The following is a 22,898-nucleotide window of genomic DNA, read 5'->3' as shown; positions in this document are numbered from 1 at the left end:
AAAGCCCCGCTCTCCAGTGAGAAGCGGGGCTTTTTATTGCGTGGGTTTTTACAAGGGCATCACGCTTCAGTCTTGGCTGCCGCTTTTTGCGCCGCGTCTTTGATCAGCGCTTGCAACGAGCCATCAGCTGCCATTTCAGTGATGATGTCGCTACCGCCGACCAGTTCACCGGCTACCCACAGCTGCGGGAACGTCGGCCAGTTGGCGTACTTTGGCAGGTTCGCGCGGATTTCAGGGTTTTGCAGGATATCCACGTAGGCAAACTTCTCGCCACACTGCATCACAGCCTGGGAAGCCTTCGCGGAGAAACCGCACTGGGGAGCGTTTGGCGCGCCTTTCATGTAAAGCAGAATGGTGTTGTTGGCAATCTGCTCTTTGATCGTTTCGATGATATCCATGGAACACCTCTGCAGGAACTTTGCGACTCACGGGTCGGCACGGTGGCGCATTGTAACGCAAAAAACCTGCAGGATGCTCGGGCGCGCCGACAGCCAACCTCAAGCTGCCGAAACGTTCACCGGTACGCCGTTGAGCGCCGCATTGCCCGACAGCTCGTCCAATTGCCGTTCGTCGGTCAAGTCGTTGGCACTCGCCCCGGGCTGGCTGCTGGCGATGCTCATCTGCACCCCCGGGCGCCCGTGCCCCCAGCCGTGGGGCAGGCTGACCACGCCAGGCATCATGTCCGTGCTGGCCACCACTTCGATTTCGACCATGCCGATGCGCGAACTGACCCGTACCCGCTGACCGTCGCTCAATTGCCGACTGGCCAGGTCGTCGGGGTGCATCAGCAGTTGATGGCGCGGCTTGCCCTTCACCAGGCGGTGATAGTTATGCATCCAGGAATTATTACTGCGCACATGACGACGGCCAATCAGCAGCAGTTCGTCAGCCACCGGCGCCGGTTGCGCGGCAAAACGCGCCAGGTCAGCCAGGATCACCGCCGGCGCCGCCTGCACCTTGCCGTCGGCGGTCTTCAGCCGCTCGGCCAGGTTTGGCTTGAGCGGCCCCAGGTCCACGCCATGGGGATGATCGGCCAGCATCGCCACTGACAGCTGGTGCGCAGAGGCATCCCCGTAAGTCCCGGCGCGCAATCCAAAGTCGATCATCTGCGCGGGCGGCATCGTCGGCTTGAGCACCACACCGGTATGTGCCGCAAACGCCTTGGCCAGGCCGACGAAGATTTCCCAGTCGTGCAGCGCACCTTCAGGTTTGGGCAGGATCGCGCGGTTGAAGCGTGTGACATTGCGCACCGCGAACATATTGAAGGTGGTGTCGTAGTGATCATTCTCCAATGCCGATGTGGACGGCAGGATCAGGTCGGCATAGCGCGTGGTCTCGTTGATGTAGAGGTCGACACTGACCATGAACTCCAACCCCTCCAGCGCCTGCTCCAGCTGACGGCCGTTGGGCGTCGACAATACCGGGTTGCCGGCCACCGTCACCAGGGCGCGGATTTGCCCTTCACCCTCGGTGAGCATCTCCTCGGCCAACGCAGACACCGGCAGCTCGCCGCCGTATTCAGGCCGTCCGGACACGCGGCTTTGCCAGCGGTTGAAATGCCCGCCTCCGGTCGACGCCACCAGGTCCACCGCCGGCGTGGTGCACAAGGCGCCGCCCACGCGGTCCAGATTGCCGGTGACCAGATTGATCAACTGCACCAGCCAATGACACAGCGTACCGAATGCCTGGGTCGAGACGCCCATGCGCCCATAACACACAGCCTTGTCCGCTGCAGCGAAGTCACGCGCCAACTGGCGGATCTGCTCGGCAGGCACCGCGCACTGACGGCTCATGGCCTCGGCGGTGAACCCGGCGATCGCCTGGCGCACGCTTTGAAGCCCTTCGACCGGCAAATGGCTGTCGCGGGTCAACCCTTCTGCAAACAGTGTGTTGAGCAGCCCGAACAACAAGGCCGCGTCGCCGCCGGGACGTACGAACAGATGCTGATCGGCAATCGCCGCTGTCTCACTGCGTCGCGGGTCAACTACCACCACTTTGCCGCCCCGGGCCTGAATCGCCTTGAGGCGTTTCTCTACATCGGGCACGGTCATGATGCTGCCATTGGAGGCGAGCGGGTTACCGCCCAGGATCAACATGAAGTCGGTGTGGTCGATGTCCGGAATGGGCAGCAACAGGCCATGGCCGTACATCAGGTGACTCGAGAGGTGATGGGGCAGTTGGTCCACCGACGTTGCGGAGTATCGGTTACGGGTCTTGAGCAGGCCAAGAAAGTAATTGCTGTGGGTCATCAGCCCGTAGTTATGCACGCTGGGGTTGCCTTGATACACCGCCACCGCATTCTGCCCATGCCTGGCCTGGATGCCCGCAAGGCGTTCGGCTACCAGCGCAAACGCGTCTTCCCACGGGATCGGTTGCCACTCGCTGCCCACGCGCAACATGGGCTGGTGCAGGCGGTCCGGATCATTCTGGATATCCTGCAACGCCACGGCTTTAGGACAGATGTGCCCGCGACTGAATGTGTCCAGCGGGTCGCCCTTGATTGAGGTGATCGCCAGGCCGCCGTCGTCGCCTCGGGTGGTTTCCAGCGTCAGGCCGCAAATGGCTTCGCACAGGTGGCAGGCACGGTGATGGAGAGTCTTGGTCATGGCCAGTCTCTTTTATAAGGGCTTTGTTCAACTATGGGCCGCGCCCACGCGGTGCGCCAGCAACGTTCGCGCGGTGAATCGGCGGATATAGGCCAGGACATGGCTAAACGTTAGTAAATGTTTCAGAAACCCTCCTACAGGCGCTGTAATCCGATACACCGGGCCCGCGGGCGCCTCTGCGCATTGCCAAACGTCTCGGGGCCAGTGTACAAATGGGCCGCTGCTGTCAGGAAACCGTCTTCAAACGCGCTTCGGCGCCCTGCTTGAACACCTCTAAAAACCGTAGCCCTATTGGTAAGACGCGACATTTAATGTCAATATCGCGCCTTCCCCTATTTCGTCGCCCCGTGCGGCTTTCGCCGCAGGTCTCGCCCGTTGTCACAATAAACAAGGCTTTGAGTATCTGCGGTCTGTTGCAAAAAGGTAGTTAATGATGAGCGCAAGGCACTTTCTCTCCCTGATGGATTGCACGCCCGAAGAGCTGGTCAGCGTGATCCGTCGAGGCATTGAGCTTAAAGACCTGCGTAACCGCGGCGTACTGTTTGAGCCTTTGAAAAATCGCGTGCTCGGGATGATTTTCGAGAAGTCCTCGACTCGCACCCGCCTGTCCTTCGAAGCCGGCATGATTCAGCTGGGTGGTCAGGCTATCTTCCTGTCGCCACGCGATACCCAATTGGGCCGTGGCGAGCCGATCAGCGATTGCGCCATCGTCATGTCGCGCATGCTCGATGCCGTGATGATCCGTACCTTCGCCCACAGCACCCTGACCGAATTTGCCGCCAACTCGCGCGTGCCGGTGATCAACGGCCTGTCCGATGACCTGCATCCGTGCCAATTGCTGGCCGACATGCAAACCTTCCTCGAACACCGCGGCTCGATCCAGGGCAAGACCGTGGCCTGGGTCGGCGACGGCAACAATATGTGCAACAGCTATATAGAAGCCGCCATCCAGTTCGACTTCCACCTGCGCATCGCCTGCCCCGAGGGTTACGAACCCGCCGCCGAGTTCATGGCCAAGGCTGATGGCCGCGTGCAACTGCTGCGCGATCCGAAGGATGCGGTGGTCGGCGCCCATCTGGTCAGCACCGACGTCTGGACCTCCATGGGCCAGGAAGATGAAACCGCCAAGCGCCTGGCCCTGTTCGCGCCATTCCAGGTGACCCGCGCCCTGCTCGACCTGGCCGCGCCGGACGTGTTGTTCATGCACTGCCTCCCCGCCCACCGTGGCGAGGAAATCAGCCTCGACCTGCTCGATGACCCGCGCTCGGTCGCCTGGGACCAGGCCGAAAACCGTCTGCATGCGCAAAAGGCCCTGCTCGAATTTCTCGTCCCGCCGTCGTATCACCACGCATGAGCCAGCCATTACTGCTGAACCTGCGCAATCTGGCATGCGGCTATCAAGATCAACGAGTGGTGCAGAACCTCAACCTGCACCTCAACGCGGGTGACATCGGCTGCCTGCTCGGCTCCTCGGGCTGCGGCAAGACCACCACCCTGCGCGCCATTGCCGGTTTTGAGCCGGTGCACGAAGGCGAAATCAGCCTGGCGGGCGAAGTGATCTCCAGTGCCGGTTTCACACTGGCACCGGAGAAACGTCGTATCGGCATGGTGTTCCAGGATTACGCGTTGTTTCCTCATTTGAGCGTGGCCGACAACATCGCCTTCGGAATCCGCAAGCACCCGCACAAAGACCGCGTGGTCGCCGAGTTGCTGGAACTGGTCAACCTCAAAGACCTGGGCAAACGCTTCCCCCACGAGCTATCCGGTGGACAGCAACAACGCGTTGCCCTCGCCCGCGCCTTGGCGCCGGAGCCGCAACTGCTGCTGCTGGACGAACCCTTTTCCAACCTGGATGGCGAACTGCGGCGCAAGCTCAGCCATGAAGTGCGCGACATTCTCAAGGCGCGCGGCACCAGTGCGATCCTGGTCACCCATGATCAGGAGGAAGCCTTCGCCGTCAGCGACCATGTGGGCGTTTTCAAGGAGGGTCGTCTTGAGCAATGGGATACGCCCTACAACCTCTATCACGAGCCGCAGACGCCTTATGTGGCCAGCTTTATCGGCCAGGGCTACTTCATTCGCGGCCAATTGAGCTCGCCCGAGTCCGTCAGCACCGAGCTGGGCGAACTGCGTGGCAACCGTGCCTATACCTGGCCGACCGGTGGCGCGGTGGATGTATTGCTGCGACCGGATGACATCGTCTACGCACCGAACAGTGCGCTGAAAGCGCGGATTGTCGGCAAGACCTTCCTCGGCGCATCAACGCTATACCGCCTGCAACTTGCGACGGGCGCGCAGTTGGAGTCGATTTTTCCCAGCCATGTCGATCAGCAGATCGGCGCGGATGTGGGCATTCGAGTGGCTGCCGAGCACCTGGTGCTGTTCCAGGCGTAAGCAGCCAGCTGGCGAAACCGGCTTGAACATGTGGGAGGGGGCTTGCCCCCGATTGCAGTGGGTCAGCTACAGATAAGCTGATTGACCCAGCGCTATCGGGGGCAAGCCCCCTCCCACATTTTGATCTCTACAGGGCTGATCATCAGGCCCTGCCAATCGGCGCGAACTTCGCTTGGGTATGTTCAGCCAACACACCGGCCGGCAGCTCGACTTCAAGCCCGCGCCGGCCAGCACTGACGAAAATCGTCGCAAACGGCTGCGCCGTCACATCGATGAACGTGCGCAATCGCTTCTTTTGCCCCAAGGGGCTGATACCGCCCAATAGATACCCGGTGGAACGCTGCGCGGCCGCCGGGTCAGCCATTTCGACTTTTTTCACGCCTGCCGCATTCGCCAGGGCTTTGAGATCCAGACTTCCGACGACCGGCACGACGGCCACCAGCAATTCGCCCTTCTCACTGCTGGCCAGCAACGTCTTGAACACCTGCGCCGGGTCGAGGCCCAATTTTTCCGCGGCCTCCAGGCCGTACGACGCCGCCTTGGGATCATGTTCATAACTATGGATACGATGTTCGGCGCGAACTTTTTTCAACAAGTCCAGGGCAGGGGTCATGTGGGCTCCGAGAGTGCAAACTGACGCTCAATTCTAGGCCAAGCTCGCACAAAACGCTCTAGCGCAGTCGTTTACGCGCACGGATACCTGGCCCACCCCATGATCATTCACCCTACCAATAGTTATGAAATGACCTACCGTTCACTTTCGACCTTTGACAGCGGTCATTCTTGTCTATATTTTTTCGTTTCCGAATACTGTAGGAATAGCTCCCCAGTACTCGAGCAGTAAGCCGTGGCGCAGGATGGGGATCCTCGTCACGGTGAAAATCGCGCAACCGCCCGTTGAGACGGTGCGCCAGACAAGAACAACAACTGAGGTTTTCCATGACAACTGCTCTTCAACAGCCTTCACTTTCGAGCCAATGCATGGCCGAATTCCTCGGCACTGCGCTGCTGATCTTCTTCGGTACCGGATGCGTCGCTGCGCTCAAGGTCGCGGGTGCGAGCTTTGGCTTATGGGAAATCAGCATCATCTGGGGCATCGGCGTCAGCATGGCGATCTACCTGAGTGCCGGTATTTCCGGGGCTCACCTCAATCCGGCGGTGAGTATCGCCCTGTGTATTTTCGCCGACTTCGAAAAACGTAAACTGCCTTTCTATATCCTCGCCCAAATCGCCGGGGCCTTCTGTTCCGCCGCGCTGGTGTACACGCTCTATAGCAATCTTTTTTTCGATTACGAACAAACTCACCACATGGTGCGTGGCTCCCAGGCCAGCCTGGAATTGGCCTCGGTGTTTTCCACCTATCCTCATGCACTGCTGAGTACGGCCCAGGCATTCCTGGTGGAAATGGTCATCACGGCAATTCTGATGGGCGTGATCATGGCCCTGACGGACGATAACAATGGCCTGCCACGCGGTCCGTTGGCTCCGCTGCTGATCGGCCTGTTGATCGCCGTGATTGGCAGCGCCATGGGGCCGTTGACCGGCTTTGCGATGAACCCGGCGCGGGATTTCGGGCCCAAGCTGATGACCTTTTTCGCCGGCTGGGGTGAAATGGCCTTTACTGGCGGCCGCGATATTCCTTACTTCCTGGTACCTATTTTCGCGCCGATTGTCGGCGCATGCCTTGGCGCTGCCGCGTATCGCGGGCTGATTGCCCGTCATCTGCCGAGCGCCGCACCTGCTATTGCTGAAGAAACAACTGACACGGCTGTCAACGGCAAGACGCGTATTTCCTGATACCGCCGGCCTGGCCCGCACTGCCTCTTTGCGGACCCGGCTGATTCCTTACTTCCTTATTTTCCGTCCAAGGCAATCGACATGACCGACATTCAGAATAAGAACTACATCATTGCCCTTGATCAGGGCACCACCAGTTCCCGCGCGATCATCTTCGATCGCGACGCCAACGTGGTCTGCACCGCCCAGCGTGAATTCACTCAGCATTACCCGCAAGCGGGCTGGGTCGAGCATGACCCGATGGAAATTTTCGCGACCCAGAGCGCGGTGATGGTCGAAGCGCTGGCGCAGGCCGGCCTGCACCATGACCAGGTCGCCGCCATCGGCATCACCAACCAGCGTGAAACCACCGTCGTGTGGGACAAAGTCACCGGCCGCCCGATCTACAACGCGATCGTCTGGCAATGCCGCCGCAGCACCGAGATCTGCCAGCAGCTCAAACGCGACGGCCACGAGCAATACATCAATGACACCACCGGCCTGGTCACCGACCCGTACTTCTCCGGCACCAAGCTCAAGTGGATCCTCGACAACGTCGAAGGCAGCCGCGAGCGTGCGCGTAACGGTGAACTGCTGTTCGGCACCATCGACAGCTGGCTGATCTGGAAATTTACCGGCGGCAAGACCCACGTCACCGACTACACCAACGCCTCGCGCACCATGCTCTTCAACATCCACACGCTGGAGTGGGATGCGAAGATGCTGGAGATCCTCGACGTACCGCGCGAAATGCTGCCGCAAGTGAAGTCTTCCTCGGAAATCTATGGCCGTACCAAAAGCGGCATCGCCATCGGCGGCATCGCGGGTGACCAACAGGCTGCACTGTTCGGCCAGATGTGCGTCGAAGCCGGTCAAGCCAAGAACACCTACGGCACCGGTTGCTTCCTGCTGATGAACACCGGCGACAAAGCGGTGAAATCCAAGCACGGCATGCTCACCACCATCGCCTGCGGCCCACGTGGCGAAGTGGCTTATGCCCTGGAAGGCGCGGTATTCAACGGCGGCTCCACCGTGCAGTGGTTGCGTGACGAACTGAAGATCATCGCCGATGCCACCGATACCGAATACTTCGCCGGCAAGGTCAAGGACAGCAACGGCGTGTACCTGGTGCCCGCGTTCACCGGCCTGGGCGCGCCGTACTGGGACCCGTATGCCCGTGGCGCATTGTTCGGCCTGACCCGTGGCGTACGCGTGGACCACATTATTCGCGCAGCGCTGGAGTCGATTGCCTACCAGACCCGTGACGTGCTCGACGCCATGCAACAGGACTCCGGCGAACGCCTCAAAGCGCTGCGCGTGGACGGCGGTGCGGTGGCCAACAATTTCCTGATGCAGTTCCAGGCCGACATCCTCGGCACCCAGGTCGAGCGCCCACAAATGCGCGAGACCACCGCATTGGGCGCGGCCTACCTGGCAGGCTTGGCATGCGGCTTCTGGGGCAGCCTGGACGAGTTGCGCGGCAAGGCGGTGATCGAGCGCGAGTTCGAACCGCAGCTGGATGAGGCTTCCAAAGAGAAACTCTACGCCGGCTGGCAAAAAGCGGTCAGCCGCACCCGTGACTGGGAGCCGCACGAAGGCGCTGAATAAGCCAACGTCAGGTTGTAACTGGCAGGGAGCGGATTCCTGCGTCATCATGGGCCACTTTTGTATGGCAGCCCAAAGGACGCCCCATGAATCTGCCTCCCCGCCAACAACAAATCCTCGAACTGGTCCGCGAACGCGGCTACGTCAGTATCGAGGAAATGGCGCAGCTGTTCGTTGTCACCCCGCAAACCATCCGCCGCGATATCAACCAGCTGGCGGACGCCAATCTGCTGCGCCGCTACCACGGCGGCGCGGCCTATGACTCCAGCGTCGAGAACACCGCGTACGCCATGCGAGCCGACCAGATGCGCGATGAAAAGCAGCGTATCGGCGAAGCCATCGCGGCGCAGATTCCCGATCACGCTTCGTTGTTCATCAATATCGGCACCACCACCGAATCCATCGCCCGCGCGTTGCTCAATCACCATCACCTCAAAATCATCACCAACAATCTCAACGTCGCCACCATGCTCAGTGCCAAGGACGACTTCGACGTACTGCTGACCGGCGGCAATGTGCGTCGCGACGGCGGTGTGGTTGGCCAGGCCAGCGTCGATTTCATCAACCAGTTCAAGGTCGACTTTGCGCTGGTGGGTATCAGCGGCATCGATGAAGATGGCAGCCTGCTCGACTTCGACTATCAGGAAGTGCGGGTCTCCCAGGCGATTATCGCCAATGCGCGGCAAGTGATCCTGGCGGCGGACTCCAGCAAATTCGGGCGCAATGCCATGATTCGTTTGGGGCCGATCAGCCTGGTGGATTGCCTGGTGACGGACCAGCAGCCGGTGCCGGCGCTGGTGCAAGCGCTGAATGAGCATAAGGTTCGTCTGGAAGTCGTTTAGCGCCTGGCCGGTCCCCATCGGGGGCAAGCCCCCCTCCCACATTTCAATGGCGTCGCCCATCCGAGTGTGGGAGGGGGCTTGCCCCCGATGGCGATTTATCCCGCACTCAGTTTCTTGCGCCTTCCCCCGGCTCATGTTCACAAATTTTCCTTTTCCCGCCCTCCGATGAGTTTTTTCAATCGAAGTCGGCTGGCTGTGCCCGCGTTTATCAGCTACCATTTTCGCAAATGAACATTAATGTTCGAATTCAAATACGAAAAGATCGCGAGGCCAAGCCGATGAACCCTTCTACCTTGCCTGCCCCACCGCTTGCCGAAGTCTATGATGTCGCCGTTATCGGCGGCGGGATCAATGGCGTCGGCATTGCAGCAGACGCAGCCGGTCGCGGTTTGTCGGTATTCCTTTGCGAAAAGGACGACCTGGCCAGCCACACCTCCTCCGCCAGCAGCAAGCTGATCCACGGTGGCCTGCGCTACCTGGAGCATTACGAGTTCCGTCTGGTACGCGAAGCCCTGGCCGAGCGTGAAGTGCTGCTGGCGAAGGCCCCGCACATCGTCAAGCAGATGCGCTTCGTGCTGCCGCACCGTCCGCACCTGCGCCCGGCCTGGATGATTCGTGCCGGCCTGTTCCTGTATGACCACTTGGGCAAGCGCGAGAAACTGGCCGGCTCCAAAAGCCTCAAGTTCGGTGCCGACAGCCCGCTGAAAAGCGAAATCACCAAAGGCTTCGAATACTCCGACTGCTGGGTCGACGACGCCCGCCTGGTGGTGCTCAACGCCATGGCCGCACGTGAGAAAGGCGCCCATATCCACACCCAGACCCGCTGCATCAGCGCACACCGCAGTAACGGCCTGTGGGAAATGAACATGGAGCGCGCCGATGGCAGCCTGTTCTCGATCCGCGCCCGGGCGTTGGTAAACGCTGCAGGCCCGTGGGTCGCCAAGTTCATCAAGGAGGATCTGAAGCTGGATTCGCCTTACGGTATCCGCCTGATCCAGGGCAGCCACCTGATCGTGCCGAAACTCTACGAAGGGGCGCATGCGCACATTTTGCAGAACGAAGACCAGCGCATCGTCTTCACTATTCCGTACCTGAATCACCTGACCATCATCGGCACTACCGACCGTGAATACACCGGCGACCCGGCTGCAGTTGCGATCACCGAAGGTGAAACCGACTACATGCTCAAGGTGGTCAACGCGCACTTCAAGAAACAGCTGAGCCGTGACGATATCGTCCACACCTACTCGGGCGTACGCCCGTTGTGCAACGACGAATCGGATAACCCGTCGGCCATTACCCGCGACTACACCCTGTCGCTGTCCGGCGCTGCCGGCGAGGCTCCGATCCTGTCGGTGTTCGGCGGCAAGCTGACCACGTATCGCAAGTTGGCGGAATCGGCCATGGCGCAACTGGCGCCATACTTCACGCACATGCGCCCCAGCTGGACCGCCAAGGCCAGCTTGCCCGGCGGCGAAGACATGAGCACGCCAGAAGCCTTGGCCGAGGCCATTCGCAGCAAGTTCGACTGGGTGCCGAGCGAGATCGCCCGTCGCTGGTCGACCACCTACGGCAGCCGCACCTGGCGCCTGCTTGAAGGGGTGCAGACCCTGGCTGATCTGGGTGAGCACCTGGGAGGCGGGCTCTACACCCGTGAAGTCGATTACCTGTGCGCTGAAGAATGGGTGACGCAGCCTCAGGACGTGCTGTGGCGCCGTACCAAGCTGGGCCTGTTCACCACGGCGGCGGAACAGGACAACCTGCAACGCTACCTGTCCACGGTTGAACAGAACCGCAGCAAGATCGAAGCGGCCTGACACCCTCCCGACACCGTAGGAGCGAGCTTGCTCGCGAAAGACCCGAAAGCGCCGCGTTTATCCAGAATAACCGCGGTGCTTTTGCGTTCTTCGCGAGCGAGCTCGCTCCTACCATCAGTACGCATGAGATTCGGTTTTCCGAACGCTTCACAACCTCTCTATTCGGTTAGCCGTACCTACGGTGCAAACCGCAACCGTCATACAAAGTTAATACTCATATAAATCATGCACTTAATCTTTTATTTGCGGTGTGGCACGACTCATGCTCTACACTTCCTGACGATTGCCTGACACGCTTCAGGAGCCGTCAAGGCATTCGCTGCACAACAGAGCCGTTTAGCTGGCTTCATAAAAAAAACAAATGTCGAGGAAGTATTGATGCGCATCGTTCCCCATATCCTGGGCGCAGCTATCGCTGCTGCTCTGATCAGCACTCCAGTTTTCGCCGCCGAACTCACCGGCACGCTGAAGAAAATCAACGACTCCGGCACTATCACTCTCGCTCACCGCGACAGCTCCATCCCGTTTTCCTACATCGCGGATGCCTCGGGCAAGCCTGTGGGCTACTCCCACGACATTCAGTTGGCCGTCGTTGAACAACTGAAAAAAGACCTGAACAAACCCGACCTTAAAGCCAAGTACAACCTGGTGACCTCGCAAACCCGTATCCCGCTGATCCAGAACGGCACCGCGGATCTCGAATGCGGCTCCACCACCAACAACGCCGAACGCGCCCAGCAAGTCGACTTCACCGTCAACATCTTCGAAATCGGCACCCGTCTGCTGGTCAAGAAAGACAAGGAAGGCAAGCCGTCCTACGCTGACTTTGCTGACCTGAAAGGCAAAAATGTCGTGACCACCGCCGGCACCACGTCCGAGCGCATCATCAAGGCGATGAACGCCGACAAGCAGATGGGCATGAACGTTATCTCCGCCAAAGACCACGGCGAATCCTTCCAGATGCTCGAAAGCGGCCGTGCCGTCGCGTTCATGATGGACGACGCCCTGCTGGCCGGTGAAGAAGCCAAGGCCAAGAAGCCGGACGACTGGGTCATCACCGGTACTCCGCAGTCGTTTGAAGCCTATGCCTGCATGGTTCGCAAAGGCGACCCGGACTTCAAGAAAGCCGTGGATGACGCCATCGTCGCCCTGTACAAGTCCGGTGAGATCAACAAGATCTACGCCAAATGGTTCGAAAGCCCGATCCCACCGAAAGGCCTGAACCTGAACTTCCCGATGAGCGACAAGGTCAAGGAGCTGATCGCCAACCCAAGCGACAAACCAGCGCCTGAAGTAAAAATCTGATACCTGACTAAGCTTATCTCCTGAGGGAGCCAACCCTCCCTCAGGCGTCTGTTACTACCTGCTGGCTTTAACTTGGAACACTCGACCTGGCGGTTTTCGAGCCGATCGTGTGTGCCTGGCGTTCAACGTCAGGTGGGAAATGGCATTCCCCAAGCGGGTGCTTGTACATCGATCGATTTCGGGGGAGACCCTAATGAATTACAACTGGGACTGGGGCGTGTTCTTCAAGTCCACCGGCGTTGGCAGCGAGACCTATCTCGACTGGTACATCGCCGGCCTGGGCTGGACCATCGCCATCGCTGTCGTGGCATGGATTATCGCCTTGTTGCTGGGCTCCATTCTGGGGGTCATGCGCACCGTACCGAACCGCCTCGTATCGGGCATCGCGACCTGCTACGTGGAACTGTTTCGTAACGTGCCGCTGCTGGTTCAGCTGTTTATCTGGTACTTCCTGGTACCCGACCTGCTGCCGCAGAACCTGCAGGACTGGTACAAGCAAGACCTCAACCCGACCACCTCGGCCTACCTGAGCGTCGTCGTATGCCTGGGCCTGTTCACCGCCGCCCGTGTGTGTGAACAAGTGCGCACCGGCATCCAGGCGCTGCCCCGTGGCCAGGAAGCCGCAGCCCGCGCCATGGGCTTCAAGCTGCCGCAGATCTACTGGAACGTGCTGCTGCCCCAGGCTTATCGCATCATCATCCCGCCGCTTACCTCGGAATTCCTCAACGTGTTCAAGAACTCCTCCGTGGCGTCCTTGATCGGCTTGATGGAACTGCTGGCGCAAACCAAGCAGACCGCCGAGTTTTCGGCCAACCTGTTTGAAGCCTTCACCCTGGCCACGCTGATCTACTTCACCCTGAACATGAGCCTGATGCTGCTGATGCGCGTGGTCGAGAAGAAAGTCGCAGTGCCCGGCCTGATCTCCGTGGGGGGTAAATAATGGACTTCGATTTCAGCGGCATCATCCCCGCGATCCCGGGCCTGTGGAACGGCATGGTCATGACCTTGCAGTTGATGGTCATGGGCGTGGTCGGCGGCATCGTCCTGGGCACGATCCTCGCGCTGATGCGCCTGTCGTCCAGCAAGCTGTTGTCCCGCGTGGCCGGCGCCTATGTGAACTACTTCCGTTCGATCCCGCTGCTGCTGGTCATCACCTGGTTCTACCTGGCGGTGCCGTTCGTGCTGCGCTGGATCACCGGCGAAGACACGCCGATCGGCGCGTTCACCTCCTGCGTCGTGGCGTTCATGATGTTCGAAGCCGCGTACTTCTGTGAAATCGTACGGGCCGGCGTGCAGTCGATCCCCAAGGGACAGATGGCCGCCGCTCAGGCAATGGGCATGACCTACGGCCAGACCATGCGCCTGATCATCCTGCCCCAGGCGTTCCGCAAGATGACCCCGCTGTTGCTGCAGCAGAGCATCATCCTGTTCCAGGACACTTCGCTGGTCTACACCGTGGGCCTGGTGGATTTCCTCAACTCCGCCCGCTCCAACGGCGACATCATCGGCCGCTCCAATGAGTTCCTGATCTTCGCCGGTGTCGTCTACTTCATCATCAGCTTTTCCGCCTCGCTGCTGGTCAAGCGTCTGCAAAAAAGGTTTGCCGTATGATCTCTATCAAGAACATCAACAAGTGGTATGGCGACTTCCAGGTGCTGACCGACTGCAGCACCGAGGTTAAAAAAGGTGAAGTGATCGTGGTGTGCGGGCCGTCGGGCTCGGGCAAATCGACCCTGATCAAGTGCGTCAACGCGCTGGAACCGTTCCAGAAGGGCGACGTAGTCGTGGACGGCACCTCGATTGCCGACCCGAAGACCAACCTGCCGAAACTGCGCTCGCGCGTGGGCATGGTGTTCCAGCACTTCGAGTTGTTCCCGCACCTGACCATCACCGAAAACCTGACCATCGCGCAGATCAAGGTGCTGGGCCGCAGCAAGGAAGAAGCCACCCAGAAGGGTCTGCAACTGCTTGAGCGCGTGGGCCTGTCGGCACACGCCCACAAACATCCTGGCCAACTCTCCGGCGGCCAGCAGCAACGTGTGGCGATTGCCCGCGCCCTGGCCATGGACCCGATCGTCATGCTGTTCGACGAGCCGACTTCGGCGCTGGACCCGGAAATGGTCAACGAAGTGCTCGACGTGATGGTGCAACTGGCCCACGAAGGCATGACCATGATGTGCGTGACCCACGAAATGGGCTTTGCGCGCAAAGTGGCCGACCGCGTGATCTTCATGGACGCCGGCAAGATCATCGAAGACTGCCCGAAAGAAGAGTTCTTCGGCGACATCAGCGCCCGCTCCGAACGTGCACAGCACTTCCTTGAGAAAATCCTGCAGCACTAAGCAATAAACCGCTTCCACTGTAAAAACAGTGGTCAATGTGGGAGGGGGCTCGCCCCCGATAGCGGTGGATCAGTAACAGATGTACCGACTGACACACTGCTATCGGGGGCAAGCCCCCTCCCACACTGGACTGCACAGGCTGGCAGCGCTGGTTGACCCAAGGCATCTGTGATGAAATGCGACCCCACTCAATATCGCGCCGCGCCGCCATCACTTGCCGTGAAGCCTCGTCTGATACGCCAACTGTTCCTGCCGCCGTTGATCATCGCCCTGATGATCGGCCTGGGTTATATCGGCTTCTGGGTCAGTGAGTACTACGGCATCCGCACCCTCAGCGACAATGGCGGACGCCAGCTGGAGCTGCATGCCCGCACCGTCGAAAGCGAACTGAGCAAGTACACCTACCTCCCCAGCCTGCTCGAGCTGGAATCCAGTGTTTCCCTGCTCCTGGCCAATCCAAACCAGGAAACCCGCAAGACCGTCAACGATTACCTCGAAGGCCTGAACCGCCGCAGCCGCAGCCGAGCCATCTACGTCATGGACACGACCGGTCGGGTGCTGGCCACCAGTAACTGGCGCGACGCCGACAGTTACCAGGGTGAAGACCTGTCCTTTCGAGCCTATTTCCAGAACGCCGTACGCGGCCAACCCGGTCGTTTCTACGGCATCGGCAGCACCAACGGCGAACCCGGCTATTACCTGGCCCACGGCCTGGAAGAGCACGGCAAGATCATCGGCGTCGCCGTGGTCAAGGTCCGCCTGGAAGCGCTTGAGGAACGCTGGCAGCGCGCGCGCCTCGAAGCTTTTGTCAGCGACGAAAACGGCATCATTATCCTGTCCAGCGACCCGGCCCGCCGCCTCAAGGCGGTGCGCCCCCTGAGCGATGACACCAGGGACCGACTGGCTCACAGCCTGCAATATTACTGGGCGACCCTGAACGCGCTGGAACCCCTGGCCCGCGAGCGCTTGAACGAAGGCAGCGAAAAGCTGACCTTCCCGGCCAACAGCGAAGTGGTCAGCGACAAGCACGAAGTCAGCTACCTGGCGCAAACCCGTCCCTTGAACGACACGCCGTGGAATTTCACCCTGCTCACCCCGCTCAATGAGCTGCGCCGCGCCGCGATCAACCAGGGCATTCTGGTCGCCGTCGCGTTCGGCCTGGTCGCGTTTTTGCTGATTGCCTGGAACGAGCGGCGCAAGGTCATCGCCACCCGCCTCGCCGCGCGGGAAGCCCTGCAGGAAGCCAACAGCCAGTTGGAGCGACGGATTGCCGAACGCACCGCCGACCTGCGCGCCAGCAACGATCGCCTCAAGGGCCAGATCCGCGAACGGCGCCAGGCCGAAGAGACCTTGCGCCACGCCCAGGACGAGCTGGTGCAGGCCGGCAAACTCGCGGCGATCGGCCAGATGTCCACCAGCATCGCCCACGAATTGAACCAACCCCTGGCCGCGCTGCGCACCCTGTCCGGCAACACCGTGCGCTTCCTCGAACGCGGGGCCCTGGACACCGCGAGCGCCAACCTCAAAACCATCAACGAACTGATCGACCGCATGGGCCGCATCACCGCCAGCCTGCGCTCGTTTGCCCGGCGCGGTGACGACCAGGGCGAGGCAAGCCTGGCCAAGGCCGTGGACGCCGCGTTCCAGGTGCTCGGCGCGCGTCTGGACAGCGTGCCGCTGGCCGTGCACCGTGAGTTCGCCAATGCCCAATTGCAGATCGACCAGACGCGCCTGGAGCAGATTCTGGTCAACCTGATCGGCAACGCCCTCGACGCGATGCAGGCGCAACCGGCGCCGCAACTGTGGCTCGAAGGCCAGAGCGCCGAGGGCAAATATCGCTTGAGGGTGCGCGATAATGGCCACGGCATCGATCCCGAGGCCCGCAAGCATCTGTTCGAGCCGTTCTTTACCACCAAACCCGGCGAGCAAGGCCTGGGCCTGGGCCTTACCTTGTCTGCAAGCCTCGCGGCGGCCACCGGCGGTAGCCTGGCGGTGGAACATCCGGCCAGTGGTGGTACCGCGTTTGTCCTGAACCTGCCGTTGGCGGGCGCCGAAAAAGTTGAGTCGACATGAATATGCAAGCCCAAGACCTCACTGTCCTGATCGTCGAAGATGACCCCCATGTGCTGCTGGGTTGCCAGCAAGCCCTGGCGCTGGAAGACATTCCCAGCGTTGGCGTGGGCAGCGCCGAAGAAGCCTTGACGCACATCGGCGAGAACTTCGCCGGCATTGTCATCAGCGATATCCGCCTGCCGGGCATCGATGGGCTGGAGCTGCTGACCCGCCTCAAAGCGCTGGATAAAAGCCTGCCGGTGGTGCTGATCACCGGGCATGGCGACATCTCCATGGCTGTCGGCGCCATGCGCAACGGCGCCTACGACTTCATGGAAAAACCCTTCTCCCCCGAGCGCCTGGTGGATGTTGCCCGTCGCGCCCTGGAGCAGCGCGCACTGGCGCGGGAAGTCTGGTCGCTGCGCCGCCAGCTGGCCGAGCGCGACTCACTGGAGGGTCGCATCATCGGGCGTTCGCCGGCGATGCAGAACCTGCGCGAACTGATCGCCAACGTCGCCGACACCTCGGCCAACGTGCTGATCGAAGGCGAAACCGGCACCGGCAAGGAGTTGGTTGCACGTTGCCTGCATGATTTCAGCCGGCGCCATTCCCATCCGTTCGTCGCACTGAACTGCGGTGGGCTGCCGGAGAACCTGTTCGAAAGCGAGATATTCGGCCACGAAGCCAACGCCTTCACGGGCGCCGGCAAGCGCCGCATCGGCAAGATCGAGCACGCCCATGAGGGCACGCTGTTTCTCGATGAAGTGGAAAGCATGCCGATCAACCTGCAGATCAAACTGCTGCGGGTGCTGCAGGAACGTACCCTCGAGCGCCTGGGTTCGAACCAGAGCGTGGCCGTAGACTGCCGGGTGATCGCCGCCACCAAGTCCGACCTCGACGAACTGAGCCGCGCCAGCCAGTTCCGCAGCGACCTGTACTACCGGCTCAACGTGGTCACCCTGGAACTGCCGCCCCTGCGCGAGCGCCGTGAAGACATCCTGCAGTTGTTCGAACACTTCCTGCAGCAATCCTCACTGCGCTTCGATCGCACCGCGCCGGAGCTGGACAACCAGACGCTGTCGAGCCTGATGAGCCACGACTGGCCGGGCAACGTGCGCGAACTGCGCAACGTCGCCGAACGCTTCGCCCTGGGCCTGCCCGCGTTCAAGAAAAGCGGCACGGGCGGCAGCACTCAAGGCCTGGCCTTCACCGAGGCGGTGGAAGCCTTCGAGCGCAACCTGCTCAACGATGCCCTGCAACGCAGCGGCGGCAACCTGACCCAGGCCAGCCAGGAACTGGGGATGGCCAAGACCACGCTGTTCGACAAGGTCAAGAAATACGGGTTGAGTCACTGATGGCTCTATTCTTGAAAGCCGCGCTTGGCGCGGCGGTCGTGCTGATATTGGCGGCGCTGGCCAAGACCAAAAATTATTACATCGCAGGCCTGGTGCCGCTGTTTCCCACCTTTGCGCTGATTGCTCACTACATCGTCGGCAAGGGCCGCTCGGTGGAGGACCTGAAAACCACGATACTGTTCGGGATGTGGTCGATCATTCCGTACTTTGTGTATCTGGCGACGTTGTATGTGATGGTGGATCGGATGCGGTTGGAAGCGTCGCTGGCAGTCGCGGCAGTCGCTTGGTTGATGGCGGCAACGGTGCTGGTCAGCGTGTGGGTACGCCTCCACACCTGACACACCGCAGTTAAAAATGTGGGAGGGGGCTTGCTCCCGATAGCGGTGGATCAGTTAAAGATAAGGTGACTGACCCACCGCTATCGGGGGCAAGCCCCCTCCCACATGTTAACCACGCTGTGTCAGCGGACTATTTTGTCGACTTGGATGCCGAGCTTCTTCAGGCGATACCAGAAGCTCCTCTCCGAGATCCCGATCTTCGCCGCAGCCGCAGCCTGTACCCCGTTGCTCTCCTGCAAGGCCGCCAGAATATATGCCTTCTCCACCTCCGCCAGCGCCGCATCCAGGTCCTGCGGTACACCCGGCCCATCACTCAGGATTGCCGCCGCGCCAGCCTCGGCGGGCCTGGAGGCGAACAGATACCCCGGCAAATCAATATCTTCGATCACCGGCGACGCCGCCACAATGGTCGCCCGCTCCACGCAATTTTGCAGCTCGCGGATATTGCCCGGCCAGTGATACGCCGCCATGGCCTGCAAGGCTTCGGGGCTGAACCCGCTGATGCGTTTGCCGGCGGTCGCGCTGAGGGTGCGAGCGAAATGCCGGGCCAGGGGCGCGATATCTTCCACACGCTCGCGCAGGGCCGGCAGAGGAATCGGGAAGACATTCAGGCGGTAATACAGGTCTTCGCGAAACTCCTTGTTGGCCACTGCGTCCAGCAGGTTCTTGTTGGTGGCGGCGATCACCCGCACGTCCACCTTGCGCTCGCGGGGGTCGCCCACCGGTTCGATAACCCGTTCCTGCAAGGCGCGCAGGATCTTGGCCTGCAAGGCCAACGGCATATCACCGACTTCATCAAGGAACAGCGTGCCCTTGTCGGCCTGCATGAAGCGCCCTACCCGGTCGGCCACGGCGCCGGTGAACGCGCCTTTGCGATGACCGAACATCTCGCTTTCCAGCAAACCTTCAGGAATCGCCGCGCAATTGACCGCCACGAACGGCTGGTCGGCACGGCTGCCGTGCTTGTGAATGGCGCGGGCGACCATTTCCTTGCCGGTACCGCTTTCGCCGGTCAGCAGGATGGTTGCGCTGCTGTCGCGCACCGAGTCCACCGCTTGCAGCACTTTGCGAAACGCCGGGCTGTCGCCCACCAGGCTGTCGAACTGGGCGTGTTCATCCAGCTCGGCGCGCAGGCGTGCGTTATCGCGCATGATGTCGCGAAACTGCAGGGCCTTGGCCACGGTGATGTCGAGCTCGTCGATATCGAACGGCTTGGCGATGTAGTCGTAGGCGCCATTGCGCATCGACTGCACGGCATTTTTCACCGTGCTGTAGGCCGTCATCACGATCACCGGCACGTTTGGATAACGCTGCTTGATCTCGGCCAGCAACGCCGGCCCGTCCATGCCCGGCATGCGCCAGTCGCTGATGACGAGGTCGATGTCCTCCTGCTCCAGCACTTTGAGCGCATGCAGGCCATTGCCGGCCGTGAACACCTGGATGCCGTTCTGGCCCAGGGCGGACGACAGCAGGTCACAGAGCTTGGGCTCGTCGTCGACCACCAATACGTTATGCGTCATGCCCGTCCTCACCCTCGCCGTCGTCTTCACCGTTAGCTGGAATGTACAGGTTGAAGGTGGCGCCAGCATCTTTCTCGGTGACGCACTCGATGCTGGCGTCGTGACTTTCCATGATCGAATAGACTTTGGCCAGACCCAGGCCGGTGCCCGAGGCCTTGGTGGTGACAAACGGAGTGAAGATGCGCTCGACCATACCCGCCGGGATGCCCTCGCCGGTATCAGCGATGCTGATCACGGTATTGTCGCCCGCGCTGCGGATACCCAGGGTGAGGCGCCCGCCTTCGGGCATCGCGTCGATGGCGTTGAGAATCAGGTTGAGACAGGCCTGCTTGAGCTGCTTGGCGTCCGCGTAGATCGTGGCGTCGGGCGCCTGGTCGTCAATCTGGGCGTCGATGTTGTGGGTACTCAACTCCGGGCCGCAGAAACCGAGGATTTCCTCCACCAGCGCGCGTGCCGGTTGCAGGACGCGCATCGGCGGATTGGGCTTGGCGAAATCGAGGAATTCGGTGATCAGTTCGTTGATCCGGCTGACCTCGCTGATGACGTACTCCAGGTGGCGCTTGTCGGTGTCCGGCAGGTCGGCGCGACGGTGCAACAGTTGGGTGGCGGTCTTGATGATGCCCAATGGGTTGCGGATTTCATGGGCCAGGCCCATGGCGACTTCACCCAGGGCATGCAGGCGATCACGCCGGCGTAGCTGGGCTTCCAGATGATGCAATTCGCCCAGCCGTTCAGTCATGTGGTTGAACGTGCTGCTCAGTTGCGCCAGCTCGTCGCCGCCGCTGACCACCACGCGGTGAGTGTAGTTGCCGGAGATCACCGCATTCACGCCCTGGGACAAGTCGCGCAGCGGCTGGGTCAGGCGTCGCGACACCCACATGCCCGCAGCCAGCGACAGCGCCGAGCTGACGAGGAAAATCAGCACGAACAAATTGCTCTGGTTCACCAGCCCCACCAGGCTCGTGTGGCGCAGCAGGCCGCTGAAGATCACGCCTTGCAGCTCGCCGGCGTCGTTGAATATCGGCCAGTACAAGCCGCTGTACTGATTGGTGAACTGCTCGCTCGGCTGCCGGGTGCTGCGCAGCTCGGCTTCGACGTCTTTGGGAATGCGCGACGGGTGATTTTCAAAGCGCTGAGTCGAGAATATCTCGGAAAACCCCGCCGGGTTGGCCAGGTACAAACGCAGGTCAAGGGAATGCACATCGGCCACGCTGGTGAGGAAACTGCTGTCCAGGTAAGTCGCCACCAGCAGCAGATAATCGACCCCATCGCGGGTGGTCTCGAAGGTCGACACCACCAGGCCTGTGCTCACGCCGGCCACCTGTACGGTCTGCAGCACCGCATTGCTGGTCAGGCTGATTTGCTTGACGATATCGTCGGCGGCGGTGCTGAACAGCACCTTGCGGTCGCTGGTGCGAATCAGTGCCACCACATCGATGTCGGTGGCGCTGGCGATGTCGGCGGTGAGCTGGTCATGCCGTTCAGCCTGCCTGGATGAGGGTGGGCTGGTGTAGCGCAGGAACAGCTTGGCCATGCGCGCGTTATCGTGAAGGATGTCGCCGATCTCGTCCTTGACGATCTTGGTCGACTCCTGCAGCCAGATACGCACGTTGCTGTCGAAAATCTGCGACAGCGTGGTGGCGGCCAGTTCCGCCGCGATCATGGTCGGAATCACGCTGACCAGCCAGAAGGCCAGCACCAGCTTGCGCTGCACGCTCCAGCGCGAAATGGCAAAGGGGCGGGCTTTCTGGCGGGTCTTGGTAATCATCAGGTTTCGCTTATCGCAGCAGCCATGGCAGGGTCGGAACGGTCCGGTCGGATAAACAGTTTTACAAGCTTGAGCAGGCTGTTGACCAGCCGATTGCGGTGGCGGAAAAACAGGCTGTTGCCCTGGAACTCGCAACCCAGGCGCAGTTTACTGGCATAACCGGCCTGGCCGCATTCGTACAGCGCAATATTGTGTTGAATACAGTAGTCGACATTGGTCAGCCAACTGCGAAAGTACAGGTTGTATTCACGGCTGAACGCGATGTCATGCCCGAAAAACTTGTCGATCAGCCGATGCTCGTCGAGCAGGATCAGGTTGAACGCCACCAGGTGCTCGTCCACCCAGTAAAGAACACACACCGCACGCGCTTGCAGTTGCTCAAGAATCCCCGTGAAGTAACCGGCGGGCAGGCGTTCGAACTGCAAGTCCGCGCGCGTGAGCGTGGCTTCATAGAGGCGCATGACCTCGGGCAGCACATCATCGATGTTGTGCCGCCACTCCACCCGTGGCCCCGGCGCACGCAGTTTGCGGCGCAGGTCTTTGCGCGTGGATTTGCCCAGCGAGCCCAGGTAAGCCTCCACCGAACCATAGGGCACCGGCAGCACGCCGGAGGGCAGGCTCGGCATGCTTTGAAAGCCTGCGGCGCGACAACTCTCGGCCCAGTGCGCATCGTTGGTCGGTGCGTCCTTGACCGCCAGCAGGCCGATGCCGAACCCGTCGGCATCGCGCCGCGCGGCGATGAGCAATTGCTGAAGCAACAGGGGCCTGCGCCCCGCGGGCACGTGGCTGGCGATCCCCGCGTCACACCGCTCGGCCACCGGCGAGCCGATCGCGTACAGGGCCAACTGCAAGGCACCCGGCCACAGGCGTTGCAAGCGCTCGGTCAAGCGCTTGCCGGCTCCGGACACCGTGGTGTCAAGGCGATAATGGGTAATGAACGCGGGCGCCACGGCCACCAGCGCTTGATCTTCGTAGACGGCCAGGTAACGCCACTGGAAGTCATCGATCGCGGCGTTTTCCACGGCCAGGTAGTAGTCCCAGTCCTCCAGGGCACCGGGGAAACAGTCATTCCAGGCATCGCGCTGGATAGCCCGGATGGTCGGGTAGGCTTGGGTGGTTATCACAGTTTTTCCTTATCAACACCGCCCCCACTGTAGGAGCGAGCTTGCTCGCGAAAA

General features: G+C 60.9%; 19 protein-coding genes. 13 read left to right on the top strand and 6 right to left on the bottom strand.

From position 1 onward, the window contains the following. Positions 1 to 59: 59 nt before the first annotated feature. Positions 60 to 398 carry a Grx4 family monothiol glutaredoxin gene (gene grxD, locus PspCFBP13528_RS05755; protein ID WP_065951812.1) on the bottom strand — a complete coding sequence of 113 codons (339 nt, stop codon included), beginning with the start codon at positions 396 to 398 and terminating at the stop codon, positions 60 to 62. Between the two features lie 99 nt (positions 399 to 497). After that, positions 498 to 2,606, bottom strand: coding sequence for a molybdopterin oxidoreductase family protein (locus PspCFBP13528_RS05750; RefSeq protein ID WP_137199792.1), 2,109 nt, complete (start codon positions 2,604 to 2,606; stop codon positions 498 to 500). A 433-nt stretch (positions 2,607 to 3,039) separates the two neighbouring features. Here PspCFBP13528_RS05750 and argF point away from each other — a divergent pair, with 433 nt between their 5' ends. Both argF and PspCFBP13528_RS05735 read left to right on the top strand, forming a co-directional pair. After that, positions 3,040 to 3,960 (top strand): ornithine carbamoyltransferase, encoded by a 921-nt coding sequence (gene argF, locus PspCFBP13528_RS05740; RefSeq protein ID WP_101219445.1) that lies wholly within the window; start codon positions 3,040 to 3,042, stop codon positions 3,958 to 3,960. Continuing rightward, positions 3,957 to 5,000 (top strand): ABC transporter ATP-binding protein, encoded by a 1,044-nt coding sequence (locus tag PspCFBP13528_RS05735; RefSeq protein ID WP_137199791.1) that lies wholly within the window; start codon positions 3,957 to 3,959, stop codon positions 4,998 to 5,000. The genes argF and PspCFBP13528_RS05735 overlap by 4 nt, the downstream gene beginning before the upstream one ends. A 142-nt stretch (positions 5,001 to 5,142) precedes the next feature. On the opposite strand, the gene ybaK is transcribed toward PspCFBP13528_RS05735, so the two are convergent. Further along, positions 5,143 to 5,613: a Cys-tRNA(Pro) deacylase gene (gene ybaK, locus PspCFBP13528_RS05730; protein WP_065951808.1), complete on the bottom strand. Its 471-nt coding sequence runs from the start codon at positions 5,611 to 5,613 to the stop codon at positions 5,143 to 5,145. Between the two features lie 326 nt (positions 5,614 to 5,939). Between ybaK and PspCFBP13528_RS05725 the strand changes: the two genes are divergently transcribed. From PspCFBP13528_RS05725 to PspCFBP13528_RS05675, 11 genes are all read left to right on the top strand, one after another. Next, positions 5,940 to 6,797 (top strand): MIP/aquaporin family protein, encoded by an 858-nt coding sequence (locus PspCFBP13528_RS05725; RefSeq protein WP_101219447.1) that lies wholly within the window; start codon positions 5,940 to 5,942, stop codon positions 6,795 to 6,797. 81 nt (positions 6,798 to 6,878) lie between these two features. Beyond that, positions 6,879 to 8,384, top strand: a complete 1,506-nt coding sequence (gene glpK / locus PspCFBP13528_RS05720; RefSeq protein ID WP_101219449.1) for a glycerol kinase GlpK — start codon at positions 6,879 to 6,881, stop codon at positions 8,382 to 8,384. 83 nt (positions 8,385 to 8,467) lie between these two features. Then, positions 8,468 to 9,223, top strand: a complete 756-nt coding sequence (locus tag PspCFBP13528_RS05715) for a DeoR/GlpR family transcriptional regulator (protein WP_137199790.1) — start codon at positions 8,468 to 8,470, stop codon at positions 9,221 to 9,223. A gap of 278 nt (positions 9,224 to 9,501) precedes the next feature. After that, complete coding sequence (glpD, locus tag PspCFBP13528_RS05710; protein ID WP_137199789.1) at positions 9,502 to 11,040, top strand: glycerol-3-phosphate dehydrogenase; 1,539 nt, start codon at positions 9,502 to 9,504, stop codon at positions 11,038 to 11,040. Positions 11,041 to 11,418: 378 nt separating this feature from the next. After that, on the top strand, positions 11,419 to 12,345 hold the full coding sequence (locus PspCFBP13528_RS05705; protein ID WP_101219453.1) for a glutamate/aspartate ABC transporter substrate-binding protein: 927 nt from the start codon (positions 11,419 to 11,421) through the stop codon (positions 12,343 to 12,345). 193 nt (positions 12,346 to 12,538) lie between these two features. Beyond that, on the top strand, positions 12,539 to 13,285 hold the full coding sequence (locus PspCFBP13528_RS05700) for an amino acid ABC transporter permease (protein ID WP_065951803.1): 747 nt from the start codon (positions 12,539 to 12,541) through the stop codon (positions 13,283 to 13,285). Beyond that, positions 13,285 to 13,956, top strand: coding sequence for an ABC transporter permease subunit (locus PspCFBP13528_RS05695; RefSeq protein WP_025856886.1), 672 nt, complete (start codon positions 13,285 to 13,287; stop codon positions 13,954 to 13,956). Before PspCFBP13528_RS05700 ends, PspCFBP13528_RS05695 begins: the two co-directional genes overlap by 1 nt. Continuing rightward, entirely contained in the window at positions 13,953 to 14,687 is a 735-nt protein-coding gene (locus tag PspCFBP13528_RS05690) for an amino acid ABC transporter ATP-binding protein (protein WP_065885987.1), read from the top strand. The genes PspCFBP13528_RS05695 and PspCFBP13528_RS05690 overlap by 4 nt, the downstream gene beginning before the upstream one ends. A 171-nt stretch (positions 14,688 to 14,858) precedes the next feature. Further along, entirely contained in the window at positions 14,859 to 16,760 is a 1,902-nt protein-coding gene (locus PspCFBP13528_RS05685) for a sensor histidine kinase (RefSeq protein ID WP_065951802.1), read from the top strand. Continuing rightward, positions 16,757 to 18,094: a sigma-54 dependent transcriptional regulator gene (locus PspCFBP13528_RS05680; RefSeq protein WP_065951801.1), complete on the top strand. Its 1,338-nt coding sequence runs from the start codon at positions 16,757 to 16,759 to the stop codon at positions 18,092 to 18,094. The genes PspCFBP13528_RS05685 and PspCFBP13528_RS05680 overlap by 4 nt, the downstream gene beginning before the upstream one ends. Further along, on the top strand, positions 18,094 to 18,432 hold the full coding sequence (locus tag PspCFBP13528_RS05675) for a GlpM family protein (RefSeq protein WP_137199788.1): 339 nt from the start codon (positions 18,094 to 18,096) through the stop codon (positions 18,430 to 18,432). The genes PspCFBP13528_RS05680 and PspCFBP13528_RS05675 overlap by 1 nt, the downstream gene beginning before the upstream one ends. A gap of 122 nt (positions 18,433 to 18,554) precedes the next feature. Here PspCFBP13528_RS05675 and PspCFBP13528_RS05670 read toward each other — a convergent pair whose 3' ends face one another. From PspCFBP13528_RS05670 to PspCFBP13528_RS05660, 3 genes are read right to left on the bottom strand one after another with little or no spacing between them, the layout of a single operon-like run. Continuing rightward, a complete protein-coding gene (locus tag PspCFBP13528_RS05670; RefSeq protein WP_065951799.1) occupies positions 18,555 to 19,952 on the bottom strand; it encodes a sigma-54 dependent transcriptional regulator in 1,398 nt (465 codons plus the stop codon). Further along, positions 19,942 to 21,720 carry a HAMP domain-containing sensor histidine kinase gene (locus PspCFBP13528_RS05665; RefSeq protein WP_065951798.1) on the bottom strand — a complete coding sequence of 593 codons (1,779 nt, stop codon included), beginning with the start codon at positions 21,718 to 21,720 and terminating at the stop codon, positions 19,942 to 19,944. Before PspCFBP13528_RS05665 ends, PspCFBP13528_RS05670 begins: the two co-directional genes overlap by 11 nt. Next, positions 21,720 to 22,844, bottom strand: a complete 1,125-nt coding sequence (locus tag PspCFBP13528_RS05660; RefSeq protein WP_101219459.1) for a GNAT family N-acetyltransferase — start codon at positions 22,842 to 22,844, stop codon at positions 21,720 to 21,722. The genes PspCFBP13528_RS05665 and PspCFBP13528_RS05660 overlap by 1 nt, the downstream gene beginning before the upstream one ends. Positions 22,845 to 22,898: the final 54 nt, after the last annotated feature.

Source organism: Pseudomonas sp. CFBP13528, assembly GCF_005233615.1.
GTDB classification, from domain to species: domain Bacteria; phylum Pseudomonadota; class Gammaproteobacteria; order Pseudomonadales; family Pseudomonadaceae; genus Aquipseudomonas; species Aquipseudomonas fluorescens_AM.
Note: the sequence above shows the minus strand (reverse complement) of the source record. Positions and strands in the feature narration are given on the sequence as shown.